The sequence below is a fragment of the Burkholderia sp. MSMB1826 genome (assembly GCF_001526325.1).
Lineage (GTDB): Bacteria > Pseudomonadota > Gammaproteobacteria > Burkholderiales > Burkholderiaceae > Burkholderia.
Map to the genome: position 1 here is coordinate 608,023 of NZ_LOYN01000015.1, position 26,729 is coordinate 634,751.

Below are 26,729 nucleotides of genomic sequence, written 5' to 3' on the forward strand. Positions count from 1 at the left end.
GCGAGTAGCGCGCGGGCGCCGACATCCGCCGGCGGTGCGAGGCCGGCGACGTTCGCGCGCGACGAAGCGGCGGGCATGCCCGCTGCGGCCGGTATGGTAGTTGGAACCGGTTCCGTTCCACAGCGGAATAATGACAACAGTTTCTTGCCAAAATTGAGATAGTCGAATGCACGGCCGGATGCGCGGTCGTCGCGCCTGTACAGCACGGGGCGACGCGCACGATAATCGGCTGCGCGCCTTCCATCGGGAGCTTCTTCATGCATGAAACGACCCTGCTGATCTTCGCCGCCGTCGCGTTCGTCGGCATCGCGACACCCGGCCCGACCGTGCTGCTCGCGCTGACCAACGGCTCGCGCTACGGCGTGCGCCGCGCGGCCTACGGTTTCGCGGGCGCGATGCTGTCGGACTGCGTGCTGATCGTCGCGGTCGCGCTCGGCCTCGGCGCGCTGCTGATGGCGTCGGCGTTCTGGTTCTCGGTCGTGAAATGGCTCGGCGCCGCCTACCTCGCCTATGTCGGCATCCGGCTGCTGATGTCGAAGGGATCGCTCGACGTGGCGGTCGCGCAAGGCGGCACGGCCGCCGGACACCACGCGTCGATCTTCGCGAAAAGCTTCCTGACCGCGGTGACGAACCCGAAGGGCTATCTGTTCTTCTCCGCGTTCCTGCCGCAGTTCCTCGATCCGCAGGCGCCGCTCGCGCCGCAATACGTCGCGCTCGCGGTCACGTTCGCGCTGCTCGACGGCGTCGTGATGTTCGGCTACGCGCTGCTCGGCGCACGCGCGGTGCGACTGCTGAAGCGCTCGGGCGCGCTGTGGCTCGAACGCACGTGCGGCGCGATGCTGCTCGCGCTCGCCGGGTCGCTGGCGCTGTACCGACGCCATGCCGCGTAGGCGCCCGGTTCGATGAAAATCGCCGCCCCGCCCCGCAGCGGATTCCCCGGCCTGTCGCTCCGGCAACTCGAACGCGCGGACCTCGACGCGTGGTACGCGTATCTGTCGAATCCCGACGTCGTCCGCCACACGAGCTGGAACCTGCGCTCGCCCGACGATCTGCTGCCGCTGTTCGACGACATCGAATCGGCCAATCCGGATTCGGTCCGGCGTCTCGCGATCGTCGACACGGCATCGGGCGCGCTCGCCGGGACGATCGGGCTGCATACGGTGTCCACCGCGAACCGCTCGGCGGAGATCGCGTACGACCTCGCGCCGACGCACTGGGGGCGCGGCATCGCGAGCGCGGTATGCGAAGCCGTCACCGCGTGGGCGTTCGCGCACGGCGGCTTCATCCGCATGCAGGCCGTCGTGCTGACCGGCAACGCCGGCTCCGCGCGCGTGCTGCAGAAGTGCGGCTACCGCTACGAAGGGCTGCTGCGCGCCTACAAGATGGTGCGCGGCACGCCGGGCGATTTCGCGATGTACGCACGGCTCGCGACCGACTGACGCGCCGCCCGCGGCCTCGCGCGCCGACGCCGTGACGCCGTGACGCCGTGACGCCGTGACGCCGTGACGCGATTGGACGGCCCGCGCCGAATTGCGCGACAATCGCCGCTCCCCCCATCGACGCCCCGCCATGAAAATCGCCGCGCTGTCCGACATCCACGGCAATCTCGCCGCGCTCGACGCGGTGCTCGACGACGTCCGCCGCCGCGGCGCCGACGTGATCGTCAATCTCGGCGACATCGTGTCGGGCGCGCTCCATCCGGCCGAGACGGCCGACCGCCTGATCGCGCTCGACCTGCCGACCGTCAAGGGCAATCACGAACACCAATTGCTCACCTACGATCGCGACGCGATGCGGCTGTCCGATCGCTGGGCGCACGATACGCTGCGCGCCGACCAGTTCGACTGGATCGCCGCGCTGCCCGAACGCGTGATGCTCGACGGCGACGTGCTGATGGTGCACGGCACGCCGGCCAGCGATCTCGTCTATTTCCTCGAAACGGTCACGCCCGACGGCTGCCGCGCGGCCACGCGCGACGAGATCGCGGAACGCGCGGGCGACGCGGCGGCCTCGCTGATCCTGTGCGGCCACACGCACGTGCCGCGTACCGCGAAGCTCGACGACGGCCGGCTGATCGTCAATCCGGGCAGCGTCGGGCTGCAGGCGTACGCGGACGACCTGCCGCATCCGCACCGGATCGAGACCGGCTCGCCCCATGCGCGCTACGCGATGGTGTCGCGCACGGCGGCCGGCTGGACCGTCGAATTCCATGCGGTCGAATACGACTGGCACACGGCCGCCGCCGTCGCGGCTTCGCGCGGCCGCGACGACTGGACCGTCGCGCTGCGCACCGGCCGCTGCTGACGCGCATCCGCAACGCGTACGACGTCGCACGCATCGCACATATCGCACGCGTCACACGCATCGGCTCGCGACAGAAACCGCGACGCTCGTGCGCCGCATCGCGTCATCCCGCGTTCCTCAGCGTCAGCCTCGCTTCGAGCCCACCGCCGTCGGGCCGGTTGTTCAGCGTGAGCGTGCCGCCCATCGCAAGCGCGAGTTGCCGCGCGATCGCGAGGCCGAGCCCCGTGCCGCCCGTATCGCGATTGCGCGACGTCTCCACGCGCCGGAACGGCTCGAACACCGCGTCGAGCTGATCGTCCGGAATGCCGGGCCCGCGGTCGAGCACCGCGATCACCGCGCCGCCGTCCGGCGCCGCCTGCACGTCGATCTCGGCCGCGCCCGCGAATTTCAGCGCGTTGTCGACCAGGTTGCCGACGATGCGGCGCAGCGCCTTCGGCCGCGTGACGAGCGCGAGCGGCGCGCGGCTGTGCAGCGCGACGTCCTGCCCCGCATCCGTGTAGTCGTACACGATGCTGTCGAGCAGCGCGTCGAGATCGATGCGGCGCGCGGCTTCCTCGGTACCGTGCAGCGTTCGCGCGTACGCGACGCCCTCCTTCACCAGATGCTCCATCTCCAGCAGGTCCTGGCGCAGCTTGGCGCCCTGCGTGTCGTCGTCCATCACGTCGACGCGCAGCCGCATCCGCGTGATCGGCGTCTGCAGATCGTGCGAGATCGACGCGAGGATCTGCATGCGCTCGGCCATGTACTGCGCGATGCGGTCCTGCATCGCGTTGAAGGCCCGCGCGGCGCGCGCGACTTCCGACGGCCCTTCTTCGCTCAGCCGCTCGCCTTTCAGATCGGGGCCGAGCGCGTCGGCGGCCTGCGCGAGCTGCTTGAGCGGCCGCGTCGCGAGCCGCACCGCGAGCCAGCAGCACGCGGCCAGCACCGCGAGCTGCACCACGAGCACGGCCGGCAGCCAGCCCGACAGCGGCACCGTCGACATCGGATGGATGTCGATCGTCAGCGGCGACCCGTCGGTCAGCCGCAAATGGACCTGCAGATGTTCGCGGTCGCCGGGGATCGAATTCGCGGTCAGCGGGTAGTCGCCGCCGATGCCGTCCGAAATCGAGCGCTCGACGCGCGCCGACAGCCGCGCCTCCGGCGGCGTGCCGGTCTGGCCGGGCCCGAGGATGAACGCATAGCTGCGCCGCGCGAGACGCGGCAACCACGCGGCCCGCTCGGCCGGCGGCAGATGGTCGAGCAGCGCGACCGAGCTGGCGACCTCGCGCTCGATGTAGCCCATCATCAGGTTCGTGGTCGCCTGGTCCCGCTCGGTCACGGTGAGCCAGAACGACAGCGTCTGCGCGAGCGCGAGGCCCACGCACAGGATCAGCGCGAGCCGCGCGAACAGCGAGCGCGGCCAGCGCCACGACATGCGCGCGCTCACGGCGTACCGCCGACGGCGGTCACGGCCGACGAGAACACGTAGCCCTCGTTGCGCAGCGTCTTGATGTAGCGCGGTTCGCGCGCGCCGTCGCGCAGGCGCTGGCGCAGCCGGCTCACGAGCAGGTCGATCGAGCGGTCGAACGGATCGGACTGGCGCCCTTGCGTGAGGTTGAGCAACTGGTCGCGCGTCAGCACGCGCTGCGGATTGTCGAGGAACACGCGCAGCAGCCGGTATTCGGCGCCGCTCAGCGCGACCAGCGTGCCGTCGGCGTCGAGCAGGTGGCGCCCGGTCGTGTCGAGCTGCCATTCGCCGAACGCCAGCAGCGCGGCCGTTTCCGTCACCTGCATGCCGGGCGGCAGCATGCGCGCGCGGCGCAGCACCGAGCGGATCCGCGCGAGCAGCTCGCGCACCGCGAACGGCTTGGCCAGGTAATCGTCGGCGCCCATCTCGAGGCCGATGATGCGGTCGGTTTCCTCGCCGCGTGCGGTCAGCATCAGCACCGGCACCGTGCGGAACTTGCCGGCGCGCAGGTCGCGGCACAGCGTCAGGCCGTCCTCGCCAGGCAGCATCAGGTCGAGCACGATCAGGTCGGGCGCGCCGTCGTCCAGCACGTTGCGCATCTCGCGGCCGTTCGCGGCCAGCGACACGCGCATGCCGTTCTTCTCCAGGTAGTCCGCGATCAGTTCGCGGATCGCGCGATCGTCGTCGACGATCAGCACGTGGTCGATCTTGTCCATGAGTCGTTGTCGGTATCGGTGTCGGGGTTCGTTCGGGCGGGCGATGTCCGCTTTTATACCGCACGGCGGCCACGCGTTTGTATCCCAATGTATCGCGCCGCCGCGACGACACACAACATTGCACACGCGCGGCCGGCCGGACACATCGCAGATACGTCGGCGCCGCCTAATGGGGCCTGTCGAAACCCGTCCCGGCCGCCGCCATCGCGCCGCTGCCCCCAAAGATCAGGAGAACGCCATGCTGCCCCGACTCAAGACCGCCGCCCTCGTCATCGCCCTCGCCGCCACGGCAGGGCTCGCCGCCTTCGCCGGCACCCGCGACGACGCGGGCGTGCAGGCGTCGCCGGCCGGCGCGACGGCGCCCGGTTTCACCGGCATCGACCGCTGGCACAACAGCCCGCCGCTGACGCTCGACCAGTTGCGCGGCAAGGTCGTGCTCGTCGATTTCTGGACGTATTCGTGCATCAACTGCATTCATACGATCCCGTACGTGAACGACTGGTATCGGAAGTATCGCGACCAGGGGCTCGTCGTGGTCGGCGTGCATACGCCGGAATATCCGTTCGAGCGCGACGCGAAGAACGTCGCCGATGCGATCAGGCGCTTCGACGTCCGGTATCCGGTCGCGCAGGACAACCGCTACGACACGTGGCGCGCGTACGGCAACCAGTACTGGCCCGCGCTGTACCTGATCGATGCGAACGGCAAGATCGTCTATACGCGTTATGGCGAAGGCGGGTACGACAAGACGGAGGCCGCGATTCGGGGGGCGTTGGCGCAGGCGGGAGAAGGCATGAAGAGCGCGACGCGCACGGAGTGACCCGACGCGGCGCGCGAGCGCGACATGCGCCCGCGCGCTGCAGTCCTCATGCGCTCAAGTACGCTTCGCGTCGGCCTCCGCCAGCATCGCCTCCCCGATCGCGAGATTGCCGTTCGCGACCAGCGCTTCGCCCGCGCCGCGAATATCGGCCACGGGCTTGTTCTGCCCGAGCTTGCGCTTGCCGATGAGCTGCGTGATCCTGATCTGCAGCCCGACGATCGATTGCAGCATCTCGTCCATGAAGTCCTGCGGTGCGTCGCCCATTTTCCACGGCACCGGCTGCGACGCTTCGTGCGTCCGCGTCAGCCGTGCGACCACGCCGCGCACGAACTTCTCGTCGTCGCGCGCCGTGATGCGGCCGTGCGCATGCACGACCCGGTAGTTCCACGTCGGCACCTCCCGGTGCGTCGCCTGCTTGCTCGGATACCAGCCCGGCGAGATGTATGCGTCGCCGGCACGGAAGATCGCGAGCACCTCGTCGCCGTCCGCGACGTCCTGCCAGATCGGATTCGCACGCGCGACGTGTGCGTGCAGTTCGCCGAGCCCGCCGTCGTCGGGCATCAGCACGAACGGAATATGGATCGCGTCGAGCCCGTTCTTGCCGTGCGTGATCAGGCTGCCGAACGGATGCTGCACGATCAGCTCGCGCAGCGCGTCGGGGTTGGGTTCGTTGTAAGCGGCAGGGATGTACATGTCGGCTCCACGGTCGTACGGGGTGGGAAATGGCGCGGGTGCTGACCCGTCATGGTTCGATTGTGGCTGCAAACTGGTTTATCCTGTAGAGCCGGTTTGAAACAATTTCAGCAGACCAGAATCATGGCAAGAACGGCCCGGATCGTCGAAATCCCGTCGCTCGGCGCGCTCGACCGCGCAGCCGGCGACCTGAGCCGCCAGCTCGCGCAGGCGCTGCGCGACGCCGTGCGCCGCGGCGACGTCCGGCCCGGCGACGCGCTGCCTTCCACGCGGCTGCTAGCCGCGTCGCTGCAGGTGGCGCGCGGCACCGTCGTCGACGCGTATGCGCAGCTCGTCGCCGAAGGCTTTCTCGAATCGCGCGGCGGCGCGGGCACGCGGGTCGCGAACGCGCTCGCGGAGGCGGCGCCCGGCACCGAGCCCGAGCCGCCTGCCCGGCGTCGGCGCCCGGCGCGCGACGGCCTGCCCGAGCCCGCCGCCACCTTCGCGCGGCTCGCCCACGAATTCAGTCCGCTGCCGGCCATGCCGTTCGCGATCTCGGTGCCGCTCGGCCTCACCGCGCCCGACGACATCTGGCGCCGGCTCGGCAATCGCCTGCGCGCCCGCGGCGCCGGCGCGCCGTCCGGCTATGCCGATCCGCAAGGCGCGCTGCCGCTGCGCGAGGCGATCGCCGACTACGTGCGCCGGTCGCGCTCGGTGCGCTGCGATGCCGGCCAGGTCGTGATCACGAGCGGCACGCAGCAGGGGCTGCATCTCGCGAGTCAGGTGCTGCTCGGCGAGAACGATCGTGCGTGGGTCGAGAATCCGGCCTATCGCGGCATCACCGCACTGCTCGAAAGCACCGGGCGGCGCGACGCGATGGTGCGCGTGCCGGTCGACGCCGACGGCCTCGACGTCGACGCCGGCGTGCGTCTCGCGCCCGATGCGCGCGCCGCGTTCGTCACGCCGTCGCACCAGTACCCGCTCGGCATGCCGCTGAGCATGGCGCGGCGCAATGCGCTGCTCGCGTGGGCGGGCACGCACCGCGCATGGGTCGTCGAAGACGACTACGACAGCGAATTGCGCTACGAAGGCTATCCGTTCCCGTCGCTGCAGGGCCTCGCGCCCGACCGCGTGATCTATCTCGGCACCTTCAGCAAGATCCTGTTTCCGTCGCTGCGGCTCGGCTACGTGATCGCACCCGACGATCTCGTGCCCGCGTTCTGCGGCGCGCGCGCGCTGATGGACCGCCACGCGCCGACCGCCGACCAGCACGTGCTCGCCGCGTTCATCGCCGAAGGTCATCTCGATCGCCACATCCGCCGCGTGCGCGGCGTCTATGCGGAACAGCGCGCGCTGCTGATCGACACGCTCGGCGCGCGGCTGCCGCGCGAGCGTGCGTGGGTACAGCCGGGCGACCAGGGGATGCACGTCGTGCTGTGGCTCGCGGCGGGCATCGACGATCTCGACGTGGTCGCGCGCGCCGCCCGGGCCGGTGTCGCGGTGCGGGCGGTGTCGCCGATGTTCGCGCCGGGCACGGCGCGCCCCGGGCTCGTGCTCGGCTTCGGCGGATTCGGCCGCGCGCAGATGGAAGCGGCCGCGCAGCGGCTCGCGGACGTGGTTTCGTCGGTGGAATCGCGGCCCCGAACGCGATAAAAGGTTGGCGGCGGGCAACAAACGTAATCGTCTGTAAATCCTGCAAGCAAACGGCCGTTTCGGCGGCCGGCGCGCGGGTTCCGTTTGCTAGGATCGCGCGTCTTCGTTCCGCGCCCCTGCCGCCTTGAATCGCTTCGTGCCGTTTCTCCGAGACGCGTGGCTCCGTTGCCGCGCCCGTGTCGCGCCGCTCGCCGCCGCGTGCCGCACGCGCGTGCGCGCACTGTGTGCCGGCGCGCTGCATCGCCTGCGCCATCCGACCCGGCGCGGCGCGGCGTGGCGCTGACGCTCGCCGCGCTCCCCGTGCTGGGCCTGCTGGTCCTGCTCGCGTTCGTTCCGTTCACGCCGAGCATCGGCGACATCCGCAAGGCGCGCATCGACCGCCCCGCGCGCGTGCTGTCGGCCGACGGCCAGCTGATCGCCGAATTCCGGTCCGTGAACCGCGAATGGGTGCCGCTCGAGCAGATCTCGCCGCACATGGTCGACGCGCTGATCGCGACCGAGGATCACCGCTTCTACACGCATCACGGCGTCGACTGGCGCCGCACGCTCGCGGCCGGGCTGCATACGTTCTCGGGCAGCCGCCAGGGCGGCTCGACGATCACGCAGCAGCTCGCACGCAACCTGTATCCCGACGAAGTCGGCCGCGCACCGACGCTCACGCGCAAGATGAAGGAGCTGATCACCGCGTTCAAGATCGAATCGGTGTACAGCAAGGACGAGATTCTCGAAACCTACCTGAATACCGTGCCGTTCCTGTACAACGCATACGGCGTCGAAATGGCCGCGCGCACCTACTTCGGCAAGTCGGCGGACCAGCTCGACATCGCGGAAAGCGCGACGCTCGTCGGGATGTTGAAGGGCAACAGTTACTACAATCCGGTGCTGAATCCGGAACGCGCGGTCCAGCGGCGCAACATCGTACTCGGCCGGATGGCGCAGATGGGCATGCTGTCGCCGCGGCAACTCGCGCAACTGCAGCGCCAGCCGCTGCGCGTCGACTTCGAGCCGCAGACGGCGCAGCCGGGCCTCGCGCCGCATTTTGCGGTGCAACTGCGCAAGTGGCTGATCGCGTGGGCCGACCGCAACGACCACGATCTCTACTCGGATGGCCTCGTCGTGCGCACGACGCTCGATGCGCGGCTGCAGGACATGGCCACGCAGGCGCTGACGCAGCAGACCGAACGGCTGCAGGCGATCGCCGACGGCGCGTGGCGCGGGCCGTCCGGCTGCGGGCTGCGCAACGATCTGTTCCGCGGCTTCATGCGCCAGACGCCCGAGTATCGGCAGGCACGCGACACCGGGCTCGCCGACGAGATTGCGCTGAAGCAGCTCGGCGCGAATCGCGCATTCATGCGCGCGCTGTGCGAGCGCAAGACGCAGGTACAGGCAGGCTTCGTCGCGATCGATCCGCGCAACGGCGCGATCCGCGCATGGGTCGGCAGCCCCGATTTCGGCAGCGCGCCGTTCGATCACGTCGCGCAGGCGCGGCGCCAGCCGGGTTCGACCTTCAAGCCGTTCGTCTATGGCGCCGCGTTTGCGGACGGGATGCGGCCGGGTGACACGTTCGTCGACCGTCCCGTCGCGATCCCGATCGACGCGCACTCGGTGTGGCGTCCGACCGATGCGGAGCCGCCGACCGGCGAGCCGATGACGCTGCGCGACGGGCTGGCGCTGTCGCGCAACCGCATCACCGCGCAGGTCATGCAGCACGAAGGCGCCGCGAAGGTCGCGCAGCTCGCGCGTGCGATGGGCGTGCGCGACAGCCCGCTCGATGCGGTGCCGTCGCTCGCGCTCGGCACGAGTCCCGTCACGCTGAAGGAAATGGTGTCCGCGTACGGCACGATCGCGAACCGCGGCGTGTACGTCGCACCGCAGATGATCACGCGCATCGAGGATCGCGACGGCAAGGTGCTCGCCGCGTTCGGCAGCGCGCCGCCCGAGCGTGCGTTACCGGTGGCCGCGGCGCAGACGCTCGTCGACGCGATGCGCGGCGTCGTCGATTACGGCACCGGCGCCGACATCCGCTCGCGCTACGGAATCCGGATCGACGTCGCGGGCAAGACCGGCACGACGCAGGACAACACGGACGGCTGGTTCATCCTGATGCATCCGCAACTGGTGGCCGGCGCGTGGGTCGGCTTCGACGACGGCAGCGTGACGCTGCGCAGCGACTACTGGGGCGCGGGCGCGCACAGCGCGCTGCCGATCGTCGGATCGTTCTACGATGCGGCGCTGCGCGCGCATGCGATCGATCCGCACGTGCAGTTCTCGCCGGACTTCCGGCCGCGCAGCGCACCGGCGCCGAAGCGGCGCGCGCAGCATTCGGGTTTGTTCGACTGGCTGAGATTCTTTCGCTGACGTGCCGGCGACGCTCCGGGCTACCGGGGCGTCGTCGTCGCGTGTCCGTCCACGTACAGCCACACGGGCACGCCGTCGTCGCGCAGTGCCGCGACCGGTTCGTCCATGCTCCAGCGCTGCGCGATCTCGACACGGCGAACGAACCACGGCATCGACGTCGCAGGCGCGGCATCGTCGTCGCGGTCGTCGTCGAACAGCGTGTCGTCGCCGAGCCGCGTGTAATGCGCCGGATGGAGCACGGTGCCGTCCGCGCGCAATACCGTCGCGCGCACGTCGTCGCCGTCGTCATCCTGCACGCAGGCCAGCCAGCCGTGATCGGCGCCCCAGAACAGCCCGGCCACGTCGTCGTAGCGTCCCTGCGCGATCGTCGCGCCCGTCTCGAGATCGCAGATCGCCAGTTGCACCGGCTCGCCCGGCAGGACGCCGATCGCGTAACGCGTGAACAGCTCGCCCGGCACCGCTTCGTCGTCGGGCAACCACGACAGCGCGCTCATGTTGACGAAGTCGAACGGCGTCAGCACGCGGCCCTGCCCGTCGACGATCGCGCAACGTCCGTCGTCACGCCGCACGATATGGCGGATCGCACCGAGTTCGTCGAACATTTCCGCGCGGTCGCCGTCGGTCAGCGGGGCCACTTCCGCGTAACACGGTTCGACGATCACCCGGCCTTTCGCATCGACGAGACCGACGTGACCGTTGCGCCGCGCGACGAACGCGCCGCACTCGGACGACCATTCGAGCGCGGCCCACTCGGGCTGCGCGCGCCATTGCCCGTCGCGCCCGATCAGCCCCCACCGCTCCCCTTCGGCCACCGCGGCGACGGCGCCGTTCACGAATTCGTGCGCGTCGTCGAAACGCGGCGGAATCGCCCATGCGCCCTGGGTGTCGACGAAGCCCCAACGGCCGCCCAAGCTCGCGGACGCAACGCCGCCGGTGAACTCGCCGAAATCGTCGAGCGTCGGTTCGATCGCCCACGCACCATCCGTGCGCACGAGCCCGAACCGCTCGCCCACGCGCACGCAGGCGACGTCGCCGCTGAAATCCCACACCGCGTCGAACGCCGGTTCGCGCACGATCCGCGCCTCGTCGCCGTCGGCCAGCAACAGCCCGACCTTGCCGTCGCGCGCGGCCCACAGCAACCGGTCGCCACGCGCGCCGCTCGCCCACAGGTTCGCCCATTCCGGCGGCACGATCACGCGCCATGCATCGTCGGTTTCGCGCCGTACGCCCCACTGCCCGTTGCGCGAGCGAAAGCTGAACGTGCCGTCGCCGAGATAGTCGCCATGCAGTTCGCCGCCGCCGAACAGATCGTCGTAGGTCGCGCTGCGCGGCGGCTCCTGCCGCCAGAAGTAGTAGTGCGACACACCGCCGAACCCGAAGCCCCATGCCCAGTCGCGCCAGTCGGCGGGCGTGTCGATCTCCAGCAGGTCGCGCACGCCGCGCACGTCGCGGAAGTCCATGCAGTTCGCGACGCGCCACCACAGGCGCGTGCACGCATCGCGCTCCCCGGCGATGTAGTCGTTCGAGTCGCCCCCGTCGAACCATGACAGTTCGTCGAGGTTCGCGGACAGCCGCGGCGCGCCATGCGCGTCGCCGAGCGCATCGATCGATTCGCCCAGATGACGCACGAGCGCATCGAACTGGCGCGCCAGCGCCGGATCGTCGCCCGGCAGCGGATACGCGGTGACGAACGATGCGAGCCGGCTGACGCGCGCATGCGCGGCACGGGCGTCGCTCACGAGGTCAGGCGTGCCGGCGTCGCCGAACACGCGCTGATCGGTAATCGCGTTGCCTGCGCCGCCGTCGGCAAGCAGCACGCGCCACAGCAGCGGGAAGTGGTTATTGGATTCCGCGAACTGGATCGTTCGCGCGTCGTCGCCGTCACCGGCCTGGAGATACAGCCATGCTCGATTGCCCATCGGAAGGAGTCGCCTCGTTGTTGTGTCGCCGTGTGCCGCAACCCGCCGGTCCGCTCGCCATCCGCGCGCGGCCATCGCCCTCACGGCGCCGACGGCGAATCGCCGCTGCGCGCGACCCGATACAGTTCGACGCCGTCGACCTGGAAGCCTTGCGTCATCAGCAGCAGGACGCCGGTGGTCGAACGCTTCGTCGTGAACCCGTTGCCGGTGACGGACGTGACCTGATACGGCATACCGATCGTCATCCTGACGAGCTGGCCGCCCGGCACCTCGAGCACGCATGCGTCGGCAGGCGGTTTCTCCGGACCGTCCGTATCGAGTTCGGCCTCGTGCGCGGGAGCCGTATCGACGCTCCAGCGGCCGCCATCGCGCGCACGCAGCACGATGTCGCTCCCCACCTTCTCGACCCGCAGGGTCGCAGGCTTGCCGGCGGCCGGCGCGTAATCGCCGAGCAGCCCATCGCAGGCACTGCCGGCTCGCGCGGACAGCGAAACGAACAACATCAGACAGAAAACGGGAATGCGCACGGCGGAGCCTCTCAGGTTCGAATTGCTGTTGGAATGCCGGCGCGGGCGCGCACGGCAGCGGCATCGCAATCGGATGCCGCCGGACGCCAATATAGCGAACGCAAGCGGCGTATGCCAGCCTGAAAGGGGGCCTACTGCGGCCACGCGGTGCGCAGCGACGACGCTACGGATGCGGGACATCGGGCCCGACCGACTCATGCGCTCCCTGGCCCGCCTGAACGAAGCGGGCTTGGCACGCATCACCGCCCGCTTCGTCGTCCATCGACGCCGAACGCCGCATGACGTCGGGCACAACCGAAATCGCGAACCCGCTGCCCCGCTATGCCGGGTTGCGCGATGCCGGCGGCCCGCTCAGCCTGCCGCGAGCGTTGCAGCCAGCGCATCGAACGCCGGCGCCCATGCGGCACGCCACGCAGCCTTCGTTGCATCGTCGACCCACGCGCCGTCGATCCCGTTCAGCATGAACTGCTTCAAGTCGGCCACGGTGAAGCCGAAATGACTGAACATCAGTTCCCACGCCTCGCTCGGATTGACCTTGTGCAACGTCGGATCGTCCGTGTTCGGATGAATCTTCAACCCGAGGCCCGGCATCTTGCGCATCGGATGCAGTTCGGCCCATTGCTCCGGCGGCAACGTGCGCAGATAGTACGAATTCGTCGGCACGACGGTAAACACGATCCCGCGCTCCGCGTAGCGCGCGCACAGCTCAGGGTTGTCGACGATCGTATAGCCGTGATCGACACGGTCGACCTGCAGCAGATCGACGGCCGTCTCGACGTTACGCCACGGCATCCCGAACTCGCCCGCATGCGCGGTCGTGCGAAAACCGGCCGCGCGTGCATTGCGGTACGCCTTCCAGAACAGCTCGGGCGGCCGGTCGTTCTCGCGATAGTCGATGCCGAGCCCCGCGACTTCGTCCGCGCGATTCGCCTTCATCCACTCGACGATCGCAACCGCTTCGTCCGGGTCCTGCTCGCGATCGATGCTCGGGATCAGGCGCGCGCCGATCCGAAAATCGCGCGCGGCATCGCGGATCGCGGTCACGATCGCGGCCTGTGCGTCCGCATATGCGATGCCCGACACGCGCACCGTTCCCGTCGGATTCCAGAAGAACTCCGCGTGCCGCACGTTGTGCGCAGCCGCGTCTTCCAGATATTCGTATGCGATTCGCCGCAGATCGTCGGGTTGCGTCAGCAGATACCGGTCGAGCGCGCGCAGCACGTGCAGCACGCCGACCGGCTTCTCGCCGCGCGCATAGAACGCATCGATCTGCGCACGCTCGATCGGCGCGCCGCTGCGTTCGGCCAGCGCGACGAACGTGTCGTGCCGCACCGCGCCGAGCAGGTGGCAATGCAGTTCGACCTTCGGCAGCGCGTGGAAGAAGGCCCGATGGGCCGGCGTGATGTCGATGCCCGTGCGCGCGGCCGGGACGTTGCCTGGTGTTCCCTTCATGTCAGTCTCTTTTGCGGTAGTGCGATGCGTCGCGCAAGCCGTCTCTCAGTGCGGCTTCACGACGGTCCAGAAGTAATAGCCGAGCGGAATCGCGAGCACGACGAGCCCCCACGACACGTCGCGCCAGCGGCCGGCCAGCAGCTTGACGAGCACGTAGCACAGCAGCCCGCCGGCAATGCCGGTGCCGAAGCTGTTCGACATCAGCGTGAGCAGCACCATCGACATCACGGGCAGCGCATCGGTGAAGTCGTCGAAATGCGTATGGCGGATCGTCGCGAACATCGACAGCCCGATCAGGATCAGCGCCGGCGCGGTCGCTTCCTTCGGGATCGCGAGCGCGACCGGCACGAACAGCAACATCGCGGCGAACAGCACGGCCGCGGCCAGCGACGACAGCCCGCTGCGGCCGCCGGCTTCCACGCCTGCAGCCGATTCGATCAGCGCGGTCAGCGCCGGAATGCCGAACACGGGCCCGAGCGTCGCGGCGAGCGAATCGACGAGAAACGGCCGATTGATGTTCGGCAGGTTGCCCTGTTCGTCGAGCAGGTCCGCCTTCGCGCCGACCGCCAGCGCGGTGCCGAGCGTCGAGAAGAATTCCGCCGCGAAGAACGCGAACAGGTACGGCGCGGCGGCCACGCTCAACGCACTGCCGATATCGAGCTTGAACGCGATTGGCGCGATGCTGTGCGGCAGCGACACGAACGACGCCGGCAGGTGCGTGACGCCGAGCGGTACGCCGGCCGCGGCCGCGACGAGGATCGCGATCAGGATCGCGCCGGGCACCTTGCGCGCCTGCAGCACGATCGCCACCGCGAGGCCGATCAGCGCGACGAGTGCGCCCGGCCGCGAGAAGTCGCCGAGCGCGAACGCGTTGGTCTTCGCGTTCGCGACGACCATCCCCGCATTGCGCAGCCCGAGCATCGTGACGAACAATCCGATCGACGCGCCGAGGCCGAGCTTGATCTGCACCGGAATCAGCCGCACCACGACGCCGCGCGCGCCGAGGATCGTCAGCAGGAAGAACAGCACGCCCGACACGCACGCGATGCCGAGGCCCGTCTGCCAGCCGACGTGCTCGGTCGTCGCGAGCGTCACGCCGATGATCACCGAGCCGCCGATGCCGGGGCCGACGAGGAACGGCAGGTTCGCGTACAGCCCCATCAGCGTGGTGAACAGCACGAACACGACGATCGTCGCGGTCGTCGCCGCGCCGCGCTCCATCCCGCCCGTCGCAAGCAGCGACGGAATCACGACGAGCAGGTACGCGGCCGCGAGGAACGACGTGACGCCCGCGATCGTCTCGGTGCGCACGCTCGTGCCGCGCGCGGCGAGCGCGAAGCGGCGTTCGATCCAGTTGGCCGGCGCACGTGCCGGCATCGTGTCAGTCGCTGACATGGTGGTTCTCCCGTGATTCCGAATATTGTCCCGTGTCGGTTCGTGCAGCGCGGCCTTATACTGCCGCGTACCGCATCCCGACCGTTATTGCCCGATGTCCGACCGCTCGTCGCTGCTCCCCGCGCTCACGCTGCGGCAGGTCCAGCACTTCGTCGTCCTTGCACATGCACGCAGCTTCACTCGAGCCGCGCAGGCGCTGTCGCTCACGCAGCCGGCGCTCACCGCGTCGATCCGCCAGATCGAGTTCCTGCTCGGCGGCCGCCTGTTCGCACGCACCGCGCACCGGCTCACGCTGACCACGGCCGGCGAAGCCGTGCTGCCGCTCGCCGAACGCCTGCTCAACCAGGCGCGCGGCACCTTCGACGACATGACGCGGCTCATCGGCGAACGCATCCAGACCGTGCGCATCGCGTTCATTCCGTCGGTCGCGGGCCGCCTGCTGCCCGCGCTCAATGCATTGCGCGGCACGCACCCGACGCTGCGCTTCACGCTCACCGATTTACCGAACAGCGCGCTCGTCGAAGCGGTGCGCGACGGCGTCGCGGATCTCGGCATCGGCGTGCGTGAACCGGACGGCGACGACGGCACGTTGCGCTACCGGCAGCTGTTCGAGGACGAGATCGTGATCGTCGTGCGGCACGACGATCCGCTCGCCCGCGCGAAGAGCGTCACGTGGGCGAAGCTCGTCGATCGCGAGCTCGCGGTGTTCGTGCGCGGCAGCGTCAGCGAATCGCTGCATCGCACCGGCGGCGCCGGGAAGCTGCGCCTGAACGTCGCGTACCGGATGGAATACACCGAGCCGCTCTACGCGCTCGCGCGCAACGGCCTCGCCACCGCCGTGCTGCCGAGCCTCTACACGATGCATCTGCACGATCCCGAACTCGTCGCACTACGCGTCGACAAACCGCGTGTCACGCGTGCGATCTCGCTGATCTCGCTCGCCGCCGACGATCGCGGCCCGCATGTACGCACGTGCCGCGAGTGGATTGCGAAGCACATCTGATGCCGCGTTCGCCGCGCGTGCCGCTCGCGTTCAGGGCAGCTTCGCGATGCGCTCGACGAGCGTCGCATAGAAGCGGTCCGCGTCGACCTCGTTGATCCACGTCGCGTTCGCCGCACGGCCGCTGCGCCCGTTCCAGTCGACGATCGTCTCGCCGAGCGTCCACTGCCCGGTCGTTTCGACCACCACGTTCGCCTTGCGTCCGCCGAACAGCGTCGGATCGACGAGATAGCCGACGGCCGTCGGGTCGTACATCGGCGCGTCGTCGATCCCGCGCCGCTTCTTGTTGTACGCGAGCTCCGCCTCCATGATGTCCGCGACGATCGCGCCGCAGCGGTTGCCGAGCGCGCGGAACGGCGCGACGCGCGCCGGCGTGATCGGCGCCTTCACCGCGACGTCGCGCGGCAGCACGACGATCGGCACGCCGCTGCCGAACACGACGTCGGCCGCCTGCGGATCGACGTAGATGTTGAACTCGGCGGCCGGCGTGATGTTGCCGCGCTCGAAGAACGCGCCGCCCATCAGCACGATGTCGCGCAGCGCGGCGCGAATCTGCGGTGCCTCGACCAGCGCGGTCGCGATGTTCGTCAGCGGGCCGAGCGCGCACAGCGTCACGCTGTTCGGCGCCGCGCGGCTCAGCGTATCGACGAGGTACGACACCGCGTGACCGGCGGCGAGCGGCGCGCGCGGCGCGTGCAGTTCGACGCCTTCGAGCCCCGTCTTGCCATGCACGTTCGCGGCCGTCACGAGGTCGCGCACGAGCGGGCGCGGGCAGCCCGCGTACACCGGCAGCGTCGTCGTGCGGCCGGCCCAGTCGCGGACGATCCGCGCATTGCGTTCGGTCAGGTCGAGCGGCACATTGCCCGCCACGGCCGTCAGCGCGCGCACGTCGAGCCGATCCTGCGCGCCGAGCGCGAACAGGATCGCGATGGCGTCGTCCTGCCCCGGATCGGTATCGATGATCACCGTGCGGCGCGCGGCGGCGTCGCCGGCCGCGAATGCCCCCGTTTCGGGCAACAGCGCGGTGCCGGCCAGCGCGGCGGACAGTTTCAGGAAGGTGCGGCGGGATGGGACCGGATGGCTCATGGTCGGGTACTCAGAAGACGTGCCGGACGCCGAGCGTCGCCATCATCTGGCGCGTGCCGGTCGAACGCGCATACGCGAAGATCTGCGCATGATCGGCGTCGCCGGCCGCCTGCTGCGCGATCACCGTCAGCGCGACGTCGGTGCGTTTGGACAGGAAGTAATCGGCCTGCAGGTTCACCTGATGCCATTTCGGACGCTTGTCGATCACGTCGTACTTGCCGTTCGTGAACGCATACGCGGCGCCCAGAAAGAGCTGCGGCGTCATCGTGTAGACGACGTTCACGCCGAGGTTCTGCAGGTGCAGGTGCGAATTGTCGAGGTAATCGTAGCGCACGTCGGTGAACATCGCGGCGAACTGCGCGCGGCCGATCGTGTAGAAGCCGCCCGTGCCCGCGATCCGCTGCCGGCTCGCATATGCGGCGGGCGTCATCGCGCTCTTGCTGAAGATCAGCAGCGGAGACGCGTAGTCGTTCGCGATCGCGCCGTCCTGGTTCGTCGCGCTGTAAGGATGGTTGTACTGCGCATAGACCGCGCTCCAGCGCAGCGGGCCATGCTCATAGCCCAGCCCGAAGCTGTACGCGCTGTTGTTCGCGAAACCGGTCGCATTGCTGAAGCCGTACAGCGCGGTGAACTTCAGCCCGTAGTAGACGGGGCTCACGTACTTCACCGAGTGCTGCACGCGAATGTCGTTGTAGCCGTTGTCGTTGTCGCCGATGTTCACGCCGTTGCTCGCGATGATCACGGGCCCGATGTAGTCGTGGATCGCGTCGTACTGGCGACCGAAGGTCAGCGAGCCGTAAGTGCGGTCGGCCAGGCCGACGTACGCCATGCGCCCGAACTCGCGGCCGTTCTGCGCGGCCGTGCCCGTCATCACGTTGAAGCCGTTCTCGAGCTGGAAGACCGCGGACAACCCTTGCCCGAGATCCTCCTTGCCCTTCAGCCCCCAGCGCGGGTTCTGGTTCGTGCCGGACAGCGCCTGCCACGCGTTCTTGCCGCCCTGGTTCGTCGCGAACCCGACACCGGCCGAGATGAGACCGTACAGCGTGATGCTGCTTTGCGCACAGGCATGGGTCGCGAAGGCGCCGAGCATCGCGAGCGGAGCGAGCTTGTAAAGAGTTTTCATGCGGGTCGTGTGGTCGGTGGTGGTCCAGGCGCGGCAGGGTTCCGCGAAACTGGCCTCGACTATACGAACCCGGATCGGATAATAAAAGTTTGCTTTCTTTATATCTCGATAAAACGGATTTATTCTCATCCTCGCGCGCCCGCGTTCGGCGCGCCGGCGCTCAGTCTGCCGTGTCGCCGCCCTTCGGCAGCTTCGACCATGCGCCGCGCCCCGGCATCGGCGACCACGCCGGGCGGGTCTTGCGGGCGCTGTCGATCACGACCAGATAGCGGCCCGCGATCGGCGTGATGTCGCGATCGCGACGCAGCACCCACAGCGACTTGCCGGCCTCGACACGCGCCTGGTAATCGTCGTCGAGCAGGCCGTGCCGGTCGAGGAACGTGTTCAGCGACGCGGGAATCCGCACGCAACCCTTCGAGTGCCGGATGCCGAGCAGCGCCTCGAGCCGGTCGGGATCGGTCGCATGCATCTGGAAGCGCATCGGCGACACGCCGCCCTTGCCCCAGCCGCGCTCGCCGTCCACCCAGCCGAAGTCGTAGATACGCATGTCGCGGCGGCCGTAGCCGCGAATACCGTTCTCGTTCGTCGTCCCTTCCGCGCGGAAATCCATCGTGTCGGGCGAGTGATGGAACACGCCGAGCGGCGTCAGGAAATGGTCGTACTGGCCCGGCAAGCCGGTGCCGACCGGCGATGCGCCGATCATCAGCCATGCATTGGCCGGCGTCGCGCGGAAATAGATGAACAGCGCCTGCACGTTCGGCGCGCGGTCGACCATCGCGACGTATTCGCCGGCGAGATCGCCGAGATCCGCATCGGCGAGCGCTTTCTGCAGCCGCTCGCCATACGCGCGCTGCTCGCTCGCCGGCACGTTCAGGCGTCGCGTGACTTCCTGCGTGAAACGCTTGCGCATGTCGAGCGCGCGCGTCGTCGCGTTCTGCGCCTCCTCGGCCGACAGCGGCGGATGCCGACGCGGCGGAGTGGGTGGTGGCGGCTCGGCCTCGCTGGCAGGCGTGCCGGAGGCAGCCGACGCAGGCGCGCTGGCCGACACGGCGGAAGCGGCCGACGCCCCCGATCCCGCGCTCGCGGGTTCCGCGTGATTCACGTGATTCGCTTGTGACGCGGCGGATGTCGGCGCGGCGGCCGATGCGCCCGACGCCGCATGCGCGGACGAAGCGGGATGCGTGGGAGAGGCCGCCGATGCAGGCGACGCACCGGATGACGATTGCACGGCCGACGACGGCGCGTCGGGCGCGGCAAAGGCAGGCCGTTCGGCGAGAACGGAAATCGACACCGTCGCCGCGAGCCACACATATGCGACGACTGCGCGGTGACGGCAACGCGGCTTTGCAAATTGCCGCGCCAGGTGGGCAAGAATCATACGTTCGAAGCCATCGGCCGATCCGGCACGCCGCAGCGTGCTGTTGCGAGCGGCGCATCTTCCGCGCAAGCCATCGACACGTCCGGCGCATCGCGTGCGCCCGGCGCCGACGCCTCTTCGCGGCGGAGCCGTTCGCTGATCCAACGCGGGCGCTCCGATGGCGGCTAATGAGTCGTCAGGCCCCTCATTTTACTCGTCCATACGCGAATCGGCTGCGATGCAAATCGCGATTTCACGGTGTCATTGCGCTTCGTCACGCTTTGTTTCAACTCGTTGCCGCTCGTGTCGTCGGTGCGTGGCAGGCTCGTGTGTTGACGTTTCGCCCGCGGCCGAACGCGTGCGCGCTCGAGCCGGTTCGATCGCACTTCCCTGTTGATTCGCACAACAAAGCAACTGGGAGACCGGACGGCCCAAACCGGAAACGTTGGACCGCATCGCACGCATGCCGCAACGAACCGTACGGCACGCGTGCGCACCTGTCCGCTACTTCGAGATGGTTTCGAGCGCGATGCCCTTCGTGCGCGGCCCCATCCATCCGATTGCCGCCATCACGATCACCATCGCGCCCGCGATGAACGCGAACACGCCGAACGTGCCGAAACCGCGCAGCACGGCCGCGATCACGAACGACGAGAAGATCGCCGAGAAGCGGCTCCACGAATAGACGAAGCCGACGGCCCGCGCGCGAATCGACGTCGGGAACAACTCGGCCTGGTACGCGTGGAAGCTGTACGACATGATGTTGCTCGCCAGCGTGAGACCGATGCCGAGCACGATCAGGAAGACGCCCACCGTCGTCTGGCTGAACAGCAGCCCGCAGACGACGATCGCCGCCGCCATCGCGACGATCACCGACTTGCGCTCGAAGCGATCGGCGATCACGAGGCCGATCAGCGGGCCGATCGGCGCCGCGAGCGCGATCACGCTCGAATACATCAGGCTCGACGTGATCGTGATGCCCTGCTTGATCAGCAGCGTCGGCACCCAGTTCGCGAACCCGTAGAAGCCGACCGTCTGGAACACGTTGAAGATCGTCATCATGATCGTGCGGCTGCGATACGGCGGCACCCACATGTCGCGGAAGCTGCCGCGCGGCGGCACGGGTTCGGCCGGTGCCGGCGGCGGCAGCGGCCGCCCGTATTCGGCTTCGACCTTCGCCTCGAGCGCGCGCATGATGCGGTCGGCTTCGTCGACCCGGCCCTGCTGCGCGAGCCAGCGCGGGCTTTCCGGCAGTTCGCGGCGAATCCACCACACGAACAGCGCGCCATGCGCGCCGATCAGCACGACCCAGCGCCAGCCGTCGAGGCCGAGCGGCGCGTGCGGCACGAGCAGGTAAGCGAGGAACGCGACCACCGGCACCGCGACGAACCCCACCGCCTGCTCGCACGCGAACGCGCGACCGCGAATCTGCTTCGGCACGAGTTCGGAGATGTACGTGCCGATCGTCACCATCTCGACGCCGAGGCCGAGACCGACGACGAAGCGCCAGAAGTTCAGCCCCGCCGCGGTGTCCTGGAACGCCATCACGATGTTCGCGGCCGTGTACCACAGCAGCGACCACGTGAAGATCGCGCGGCGGCCGAAGCGGTCGGCGAGAGAGCCGCACGCGATCGTGCCGATGAAGAGCCCGGAAAATAGCGCGGCGATGAAGCTCGCGACGCCGGTGGTGCCGAACAGGCCGTGCGTGGTCGCGGAAAGGATGCCGCCTTTCACGAGGCCCGGCGCGATGTAGCCGCTGTACAGCAGGTCGTAGAGTTCGAAGAAGAAGCCGAGGCTCAGCAGCACGACGAGCTTCCAGACGCTGCGCGTCGGCGGCAGGCGATCGAGGCGGGCCGAGATGGAGCCGGGGTCGATGGAGGGGGATTGGGCAGGTGCCTGGGAAAGGCTGTCCGTTGAGGCCATCTTGGGCGCGTCTCCTGATCGTGTCGTATCGTGTCGTGCGTCGCCGTCCGGCGGACTGCCGAACCGCCGCCGGGCGAATCGCTGCATTGTACCGGCACGCCCGCTCGACGCATGGGCAAGCCAGCAGGCCGGAGGCCTTGCAGGCACCGCGGCCATTCGATGCCCGGTTCCCCCGTCGAATAATGTGTAACTTCCGTAACCGCGTGTCGGGGACGAAAGGCGCGTCCGCGTGGCGTTCCGGTGCCATCGGCCGCGCGCGCAGGCCGCGCGGGCCGGTAATAATGGGGCTGCCGCGCCGTTTCGCGCGGGCGCGCGCCGCTGAAATCGCCGCGGACGACAAGACGCAATCGGTACAACCACGCGTTCCGCGCCCCGGTAACATGCTAGCGGGCCAACTACCGGCTTCCGGCTGCCTTTCGGCAACCGGCATTGTCGGCAAATCGTAAGCATTCCATGTCCATACAACGACTATCCACGTACGCCCGCCGGATCGCGCTGATCGCGCTGCTGCAGTTCGCGGCCATCGCGACCGCGTCGGCATTCCCGGCCGCCGCTTCCGCTCCCGTCGCGAGCGGCGTCGGCGCATCCGTGCCGGCCATCTCGCTGTCCGACGCCGTCGCCCAGCTCAAACAGATGCAGGCGGAGCTGGACCGCATCAAGCAGCAGACCTCGACCACGTCCAACAGCAAGGAGCTGGACGCGCTCGACGATTCGGCGCAGGAACTGAGCACCGATGTCGCGAAACTGCAGAGCGATCTCACGCCGCAACGCGCGCAGGTCCAGGCGCAACTCGACGTGCTCGGCCCGCCGCCGGCCGAGGGCGCCGCGCCGGAAACGCCAGCCGTCGCGAAGCAGCGGGCCGCGCTCGACGCGCGCAAGACGCAGATCGACGCCGCGCTGAAGCAGGCCGCCGACCAGAAGGCGAGCCTCGCGAACCTGACCGAGCAGTTCGCGAAGCTGCACCGCAGCCTGCTGAAGAACCAGCTCGCGTTCCGTTCGAGCAGCATCTTCAGCGCGCAGTTCTGGCTGCCGCTGTTCCACCTGTCGCCGGACGATCGCCAGCGGCTCGATGATTTCAACGGCGAACTGTTCGACATGCTGCATTCGTCGTGGGTCCCCGGGCAACGGGCGATCACCACGCTGCTGCTGATCGCTGCATTCGCCGCATGGCTCGGCGGCCGCCGGCTCATCGAGCGCGGGCTCGCGTGGATCGCGTTGACCCGCCTGCCGCCCACCCGCTTGCGCCGCAGTGCGCTCGCGCTGTCGACCGCGCTGTCGACCTTCCTCGCGACGGCCATCGCGATTCAGATTTTCTACCTCGCCGTCGCGCGCCACTACGAACTCACGCCGTCGCTGACCGATCTGTGGGACCAGTTCGCGAAACTCGCCGCAACCTGCGCGTTGATCGCCGGGCTCGGCCGCGCCCTGCTCTGCACGAAGCATCCGTCGTGGCGACTGCCTGCGCTCGCCGACCCGGTCGCGCTCGCGATGAAGCCGTTCCCCAGCATCCTGGCCGCGCTGCTGCTGGTGTCGGGCACGCTCGAATCGATCAACCGGATCGTCGATACCAGCCTGTCGGTCACGCTGCTCGGCCGCGGCATCGTATCGCTCGTCGTCGCGCTGACGGTCGGCGCATCGCTGTTGCGCGCGAACCGCGCGCGCAGCGCACTCGCGGCGGCAGGCGAGGCACCCGAGCAACGCTCGACGCTCGCCGGCCTGATCCATGCCGGCGTCACGCTCGCGATCGTCGCTTCGTTGATCGCACTCCTGATCGGTTACATCACGGTCGCGCGCTTCATCACGTACGAGCTCGTGTGGTTCGAGATCGTGCTGTGCGCGACCTACATCCTGATTCAGTTGACGCGCGACGCGAGCGAAAGCCTGTTCTCGTCGAGCCTGTCGTCGGGCCAGCAGATCAAGCATCTGTTCGCGCTCGAAGACCGCCACCTCGACCAGGCGCGTACGGTCCTGTCCGGCTTCGGCACGAGCCTGCTGATGCTGATCGCGGCGATCGCGCTGCTGACCGGCGGCTTCGGTACCACGCCGAGCGACCTGCTCGACAGCGCGGTCGCGATGATCGGCAGCCAGCGGCTGCAGAGCCTGAACATCATGCCCGACCGGATCATGAACGCCGTGATCGGCTTCGCGATCGGCTTGTACCTGCTGCGCTCGCTGCGCCGCTGGCTCGACGGCGAGTTCATGCCCGCGCTCGGCATGGATACGGGCATGCGCGTGTCGCTGATCACGCTGTTCACCAACGTCGGCTACGTGCTGCTCGTGCTGATGACGCTCGGGCTGCTCGGCGTCAGGTGGAACAATCTCGCGTGGATCGTCAGCGCGTTGTCGGTGGGGATCGGCTTCGGCCTGCAGGAAATCGTGAAGAACTTCGTGTCGGGGCTGATCCTGCTGACCGAGCGCCCGGTGAAGGTAGGCGACATGGTCAGCATCGCGGGCGTCGAAGGCGATATTCGCCGCATCAACGTGCGTGCGACCGAGATCCAGCTGAGCGACCGCTCGACCGTGATCGTGCCGAACTCGCAACTGATCTCGCAGAACGTGCGCAACGTGACGATGGGCAACAGCACGCAGGGCGTCGCGACGCTGGTGCTGACGTTCCCGCTGAACACCGATCCCGAGCAGGTGCGCGACCTGCTGCTCGATGCGTATCGCGAGCACCAGGCGATTCTCGAGAAGCCGGCGCCGTCGGTGACGTTCAGCCAGCTCACGCCGGACGGGATCACGCTGAGCGTGACGGGTTACGTGTCGAGCCCGCGGATCGCGAGTTCGACGAAAAGCGATCTGCTGTTCGAGATCCTCAAGCAGTTGCGGGCAGCGGGGATTACGTTGTCGAGCCCGCAGATGCTGGTCGTGCAGAACATGCCGGCGGCCGATGGTTCCACGCGGCACGAATCGTAAGTGAGCCATCGAGCGGGTACGCTCGCGATCGATCGGCGCGCCGCGCGCCACGCAGTAAACGAAATGGGCCGGTTACCGCTTCCACGGCAACCGGCCCATTTCATTCGACCGTCGGAACGCCCAAGCCGGGCGCCCGCACTTATACGTCGAACTTCACCCCCTGCGCCAACGGCAATTGCCGGCTGTAATTGATCGTATTCGTCGCGCGACGCATATAAGCCTTCCACGCATCCGAACCCGACTCGCGCCCGCCGCCCGTTTCCTTCTCGCCGCCGAACGCGCCGCCGATTTCCGCGCCGCTCGTGCCGATGTTCACGTTGACGATCCCGCAGTCGCTGCCGGCCGCCGACATGAACTGCTCGGCCTCGCGCATGTCGTTCGTGAAGATCGCCGACGACAGCCCCTGCGGCACCGCGTTGTGCACGGCAATCGCGTCGTCGAAATCGTCGTAGACCATCACGTAGAGAATCGGCGCGAACGTCTCGCGCTCGACCACCGCCGATTGCTTCGGCATCCGCACGATGGCCGGACGCACGTAGTACGCGTCCGCATGACCGACGTCCACGCGCTCGCCGCCCTTCACTTCGCCGCCCTGCTCGCGTGCGTCGGCCAGCGCCTTCTGCATCGCGTCGAACGACGCACGATCGACCAGCGGGCCGACCAGCGTGCCTTCCTCGAGCGGATTGCCGACCTTCACCGACGCATACGCCTTCTCGATGCGCGGCAGCAGTTGCTCGACGAGGCTGCGATGCACGATCAGCCGGCGCAGCGTCGTGCAGCGCTGGCCGGCCGTGCCGACCGCCGCGAACGTGACCGCGCGCACGACGAGGTCGAGATCCGCGCTCGGCGCGACGATCATCCCGTTGTTGCCGCCGAGCTCGAGGATGCCGCGTGCGAGACGCTGGCTCAGCACCTTCGCGACTTCCTGGCCCATCCGCACGCTGCCCGTCGCGCTGACGACCGGCACCTTCTTCGACGCCGTCAGTACCTCGCCGACATCGCGCATGCCCAGCACCAGTTGGCTCAGCTCCGCCGGCGCGACGCCCGGATGCGTCTTCTCGAACTCGCGCAGCGCCTTCTGAAGCAGCACGTGGCAAGCGATCGCGGTGAGCGGCGTCTTCTCGGACGGCTTCCACACGACCGAATCGCCGCACACGAACGCGAGCGCCGCATTCCACGCCCACACCGCGACCGGGAAGTTGAACGCCGAGATCACGCCGCACACGCCGATCGGGTGCCACGTTTCCATCATCCGGTGGCCCGGACGCTCGGACGCGATCGTGAGGCCGTAAAGCTGGCGCGACAGGCCGACCGCGAAATCGCAGATGTCGATCATTTCCTGCACTTCACCGAGGCCTTCCGACGTGATCTTGCCGGCTTCGAGCGTGACGAGGCGACCGAGCTCGGCCTTGTGCTCGCGCAGCACGTTGCCGAACACGCGCACGAGTTCGCCGCGCACCGGCGCCGGCACCGTGCGCCACTTGAGGAATGCGTCGTGCGCGGCGTCGATCTTGCGCTCGGCGTCGGCGGGCGTGTCGACGGCCAGCGTCGCAAGCGTCGCGCCGTCGAGCGGCGAACGCGCGGTCAGCGCGTTGCCTTTCCACTGGGCGAGATCGATGTCGAGCGCGGCAAGAATGTCGTTGAATTGCATCACTTCCTCTTCAGGGACAGATTGATCGGTGCGGCGGCAGCGCCGCCCGCGTGATTCGATTGGAGCGCGTTCGAGCGCCTTGTGCAAGCGGATGCGCCGCGCGGCGGGCCCGGTGCGCCATCCGGCGCATCGTGCTGCGCCGTCGCCGGAAAGCCAGGCCGGACGGCGCGCCCCAGCCTCGCGAGGCACGATCCATGAAACACATTGTCGATGGCCACAAGCCGGGCCGCTATTGATATTAACTCACGACTTCATTCCAAAAATGCAAGAAGTAAGCCGGCTCGCCAGGCCTGTTTCGGTACCGATATGGGACGTTTCCCAAGCCCGCAACCGGGCGCTCGGATGCGTCGCGGCACGGCACAAGTTGATGATCATCTCGCATCACCCTGTTCGGAAATATCGTTTGCCGC

Annotated in this window: 18 protein-coding genes and 2 pseudogenes; 8 read left to right on the forward strand and 12 right to left on the reverse strand. The window is 68.6% G+C overall.

What is annotated here, in order from left to right:
- The first annotated feature begins 257 nt into the window (after positions 1–257).
- The 3 genes from WS95_RS09585 to WS95_RS09595 all read left to right on the forward strand — a co-directional run bounded on the left by WS95_RS09585 (position 258) and on the right by WS95_RS09595 (position 2,304).
- Positions 258–890, forward strand: a complete 633-nt coding sequence (locus tag WS95_RS09585) for a LysE family translocator (RefSeq protein WP_059823479.1) — start codon at positions 258–260, stop codon at positions 888–890.
- A 12-nt stretch (positions 891–902) separates the two neighbouring features.
- Positions 903–1,439, forward strand: coding sequence for a GNAT family N-acetyltransferase (locus WS95_RS09590; RefSeq protein ID WP_034204141.1), 537 nt, complete (start codon positions 903–905; stop codon positions 1,437–1,439).
- Between the two features lie 130 nt (positions 1,440–1,569).
- Positions 1,570–2,304, forward strand: coding sequence for a metallophosphoesterase family protein (locus WS95_RS09595; protein WP_059823480.1), 735 nt, complete (start codon positions 1,570–1,572; stop codon positions 2,302–2,304).
- A gap of 103 nt (positions 2,305–2,407) precedes the next feature.
- Here the strand turns inward: WS95_RS09595 and WS95_RS09600 are convergent, their stop codons facing one another.
- On the reverse strand, positions 2,408–3,730 hold the full coding sequence (locus WS95_RS09600; RefSeq protein ID WP_059823482.1) for an ATP-binding protein: 1,323 nt from the start codon (positions 3,728–3,730) through the stop codon (positions 2,408–2,410).
- Complete coding sequence (locus tag WS95_RS09605) at positions 3,727–4,467, reverse strand: response regulator (protein ID WP_034204138.1); 741 nt, start codon at positions 4,465–4,467, stop codon at positions 3,727–3,729. The genes WS95_RS09600 and WS95_RS09605 overlap by 4 nt, the downstream gene beginning before the upstream one ends.
- A gap of 238 nt (positions 4,468–4,705) precedes the next feature.
- On the opposite strand from WS95_RS09605, the gene WS95_RS09610 reads away from it, so the two are divergent.
- The gene (locus WS95_RS09610) at positions 4,706–5,287 is read left to right on the forward strand and encodes a thioredoxin family protein (protein ID WP_059823484.1); all 582 of its coding nucleotides are present in this window, start codon (positions 4,706–4,708) and stop codon (positions 5,285–5,287) included.
- A gap of 54 nt (positions 5,288–5,341) precedes the next feature.
- Here the strand turns inward: WS95_RS09610 and WS95_RS09615 are convergent, their stop codons facing one another.
- Positions 5,342–5,980 carry an FMN-binding negative transcriptional regulator gene (locus tag WS95_RS09615; protein ID WP_059823486.1) on the reverse strand — a complete coding sequence of 213 codons (639 nt, stop codon included), beginning with the start codon at positions 5,978–5,980 and terminating at the stop codon, positions 5,342–5,344.
- Positions 5,981–6,103: 123 nt separating this feature from the next.
- On the opposite strand from WS95_RS09615, the gene pdxR reads away from it, so the two are divergent.
- A complete protein-coding gene (pdxR, locus tag WS95_RS09620) occupies positions 6,104–7,612 on the forward strand; it encodes a MocR-like pyridoxine biosynthesis transcription factor PdxR (RefSeq protein ID WP_059823487.1) in 1,509 nt (502 codons plus the stop codon).
- A 124-nt stretch (positions 7,613–7,736) separates the two neighbouring features.
- Positions 7,737–9,970 (forward strand): annotated as a pseudogene (locus WS95_RS09625) (penicillin-binding protein 1A).
- A 20-nt stretch (positions 9,971–9,990) separates the two neighbouring features.
- On the opposite strand, the gene WS95_RS09630 reads toward WS95_RS09625, so the two are convergent.
- The 4 genes from WS95_RS09630 to WS95_RS09645 form a co-directional block, all read right to left on the reverse strand.
- The gene (locus tag WS95_RS09630; protein ID WP_059823489.1) at positions 9,991–11,889 is read right to left on the reverse strand and encodes a WG repeat-containing protein; all 1,899 of its coding nucleotides are present in this window, start codon (positions 11,887–11,889) and stop codon (positions 9,991–9,993) included.
- A gap of 80 nt (positions 11,890–11,969) precedes the next feature.
- Positions 11,970–12,392: a hypothetical protein gene (locus WS95_RS09635; protein WP_059823490.1), complete on the reverse strand. Its 423-nt coding sequence runs from the start codon at positions 12,390–12,392 to the stop codon at positions 11,970–11,972.
- Positions 12,393–12,767: 375 nt separating this feature from the next.
- Positions 12,768–13,868 carry an adenosine deaminase gene (gene add / locus WS95_RS09640; protein ID WP_034204131.1) on the reverse strand — a complete coding sequence of 367 codons (1,101 nt, stop codon included), beginning with the start codon at positions 13,866–13,868 and terminating at the stop codon, positions 12,768–12,770.
- A 45-nt stretch (positions 13,869–13,913) separates the two neighbouring features.
- On the reverse strand, positions 13,914–15,263 hold the full coding sequence (locus tag WS95_RS09645; RefSeq protein ID WP_059823492.1) for an NCS2 family permease: 1,350 nt from the start codon (positions 15,261–15,263) through the stop codon (positions 13,914–13,916).
- A 94-nt stretch (positions 15,264–15,357) separates the two neighbouring features.
- Between WS95_RS09645 and WS95_RS09650 the strand changes: the two genes are divergently transcribed.
- Positions 15,358–16,266, forward strand: a complete 909-nt coding sequence (locus WS95_RS09650; protein ID WP_059823494.1) for a LysR family transcriptional regulator — start codon at positions 15,358–15,360, stop codon at positions 16,264–16,266.
- Between the two features lie 30 nt (positions 16,267–16,296).
- On the opposite strand, the gene WS95_RS09655 is transcribed toward WS95_RS09650, so the two are convergent.
- The 4 genes and pseudogenes from WS95_RS09655 to WS95_RS09670 form a co-directional block, all read right to left on the reverse strand.
- Positions 16,297–17,349 (reverse strand): nucleoside hydrolase, encoded by a 1,053-nt coding sequence (locus tag WS95_RS09655; protein WP_059823496.1) that lies wholly within the window; start codon positions 17,347–17,349, stop codon positions 16,297–16,299.
- 10 nt (positions 17,350–17,359) lie between these two features.
- Positions 17,360–18,472, reverse strand: a complete 1,113-nt coding sequence (locus WS95_RS09660; RefSeq protein WP_059823498.1) for a porin — start codon at positions 18,470–18,472, stop codon at positions 17,360–17,362.
- Between the two features lie 160 nt (positions 18,473–18,632).
- Positions 18,633–19,941: pseudogene (locus WS95_RS09665) on the reverse strand (hypothetical protein).
- A gap of 392 nt (positions 19,942–20,333) precedes the next feature.
- Complete coding sequence (locus WS95_RS09670; protein WP_059823500.1) at positions 20,334–21,752, reverse strand: MFS transporter; 1,419 nt, start codon at positions 21,750–21,752, stop codon at positions 20,334–20,336.
- 453 nt (positions 21,753–22,205) lie between these two features.
- On the opposite strand from WS95_RS09670, the gene WS95_RS09675 reads away from it, so the two are divergent.
- Positions 22,206–24,668 (forward strand): DUF3772 domain-containing protein, encoded by a 2,463-nt coding sequence (locus WS95_RS09675; RefSeq protein WP_059823502.1) that lies wholly within the window; start codon positions 22,206–22,208, stop codon positions 24,666–24,668.
- A 139-nt stretch (positions 24,669–24,807) separates the two neighbouring features.
- On the opposite strand, the gene amaB is transcribed toward WS95_RS09675, so the two are convergent.
- Positions 24,808–26,319 (reverse strand): L-piperidine-6-carboxylate dehydrogenase, encoded by a 1,512-nt coding sequence (amaB, locus tag WS95_RS09680; protein WP_059782809.1) that lies wholly within the window; start codon positions 26,317–26,319, stop codon positions 24,808–24,810.
- Between the last annotated feature and the right edge of the window lie 410 nt (positions 26,320–26,729).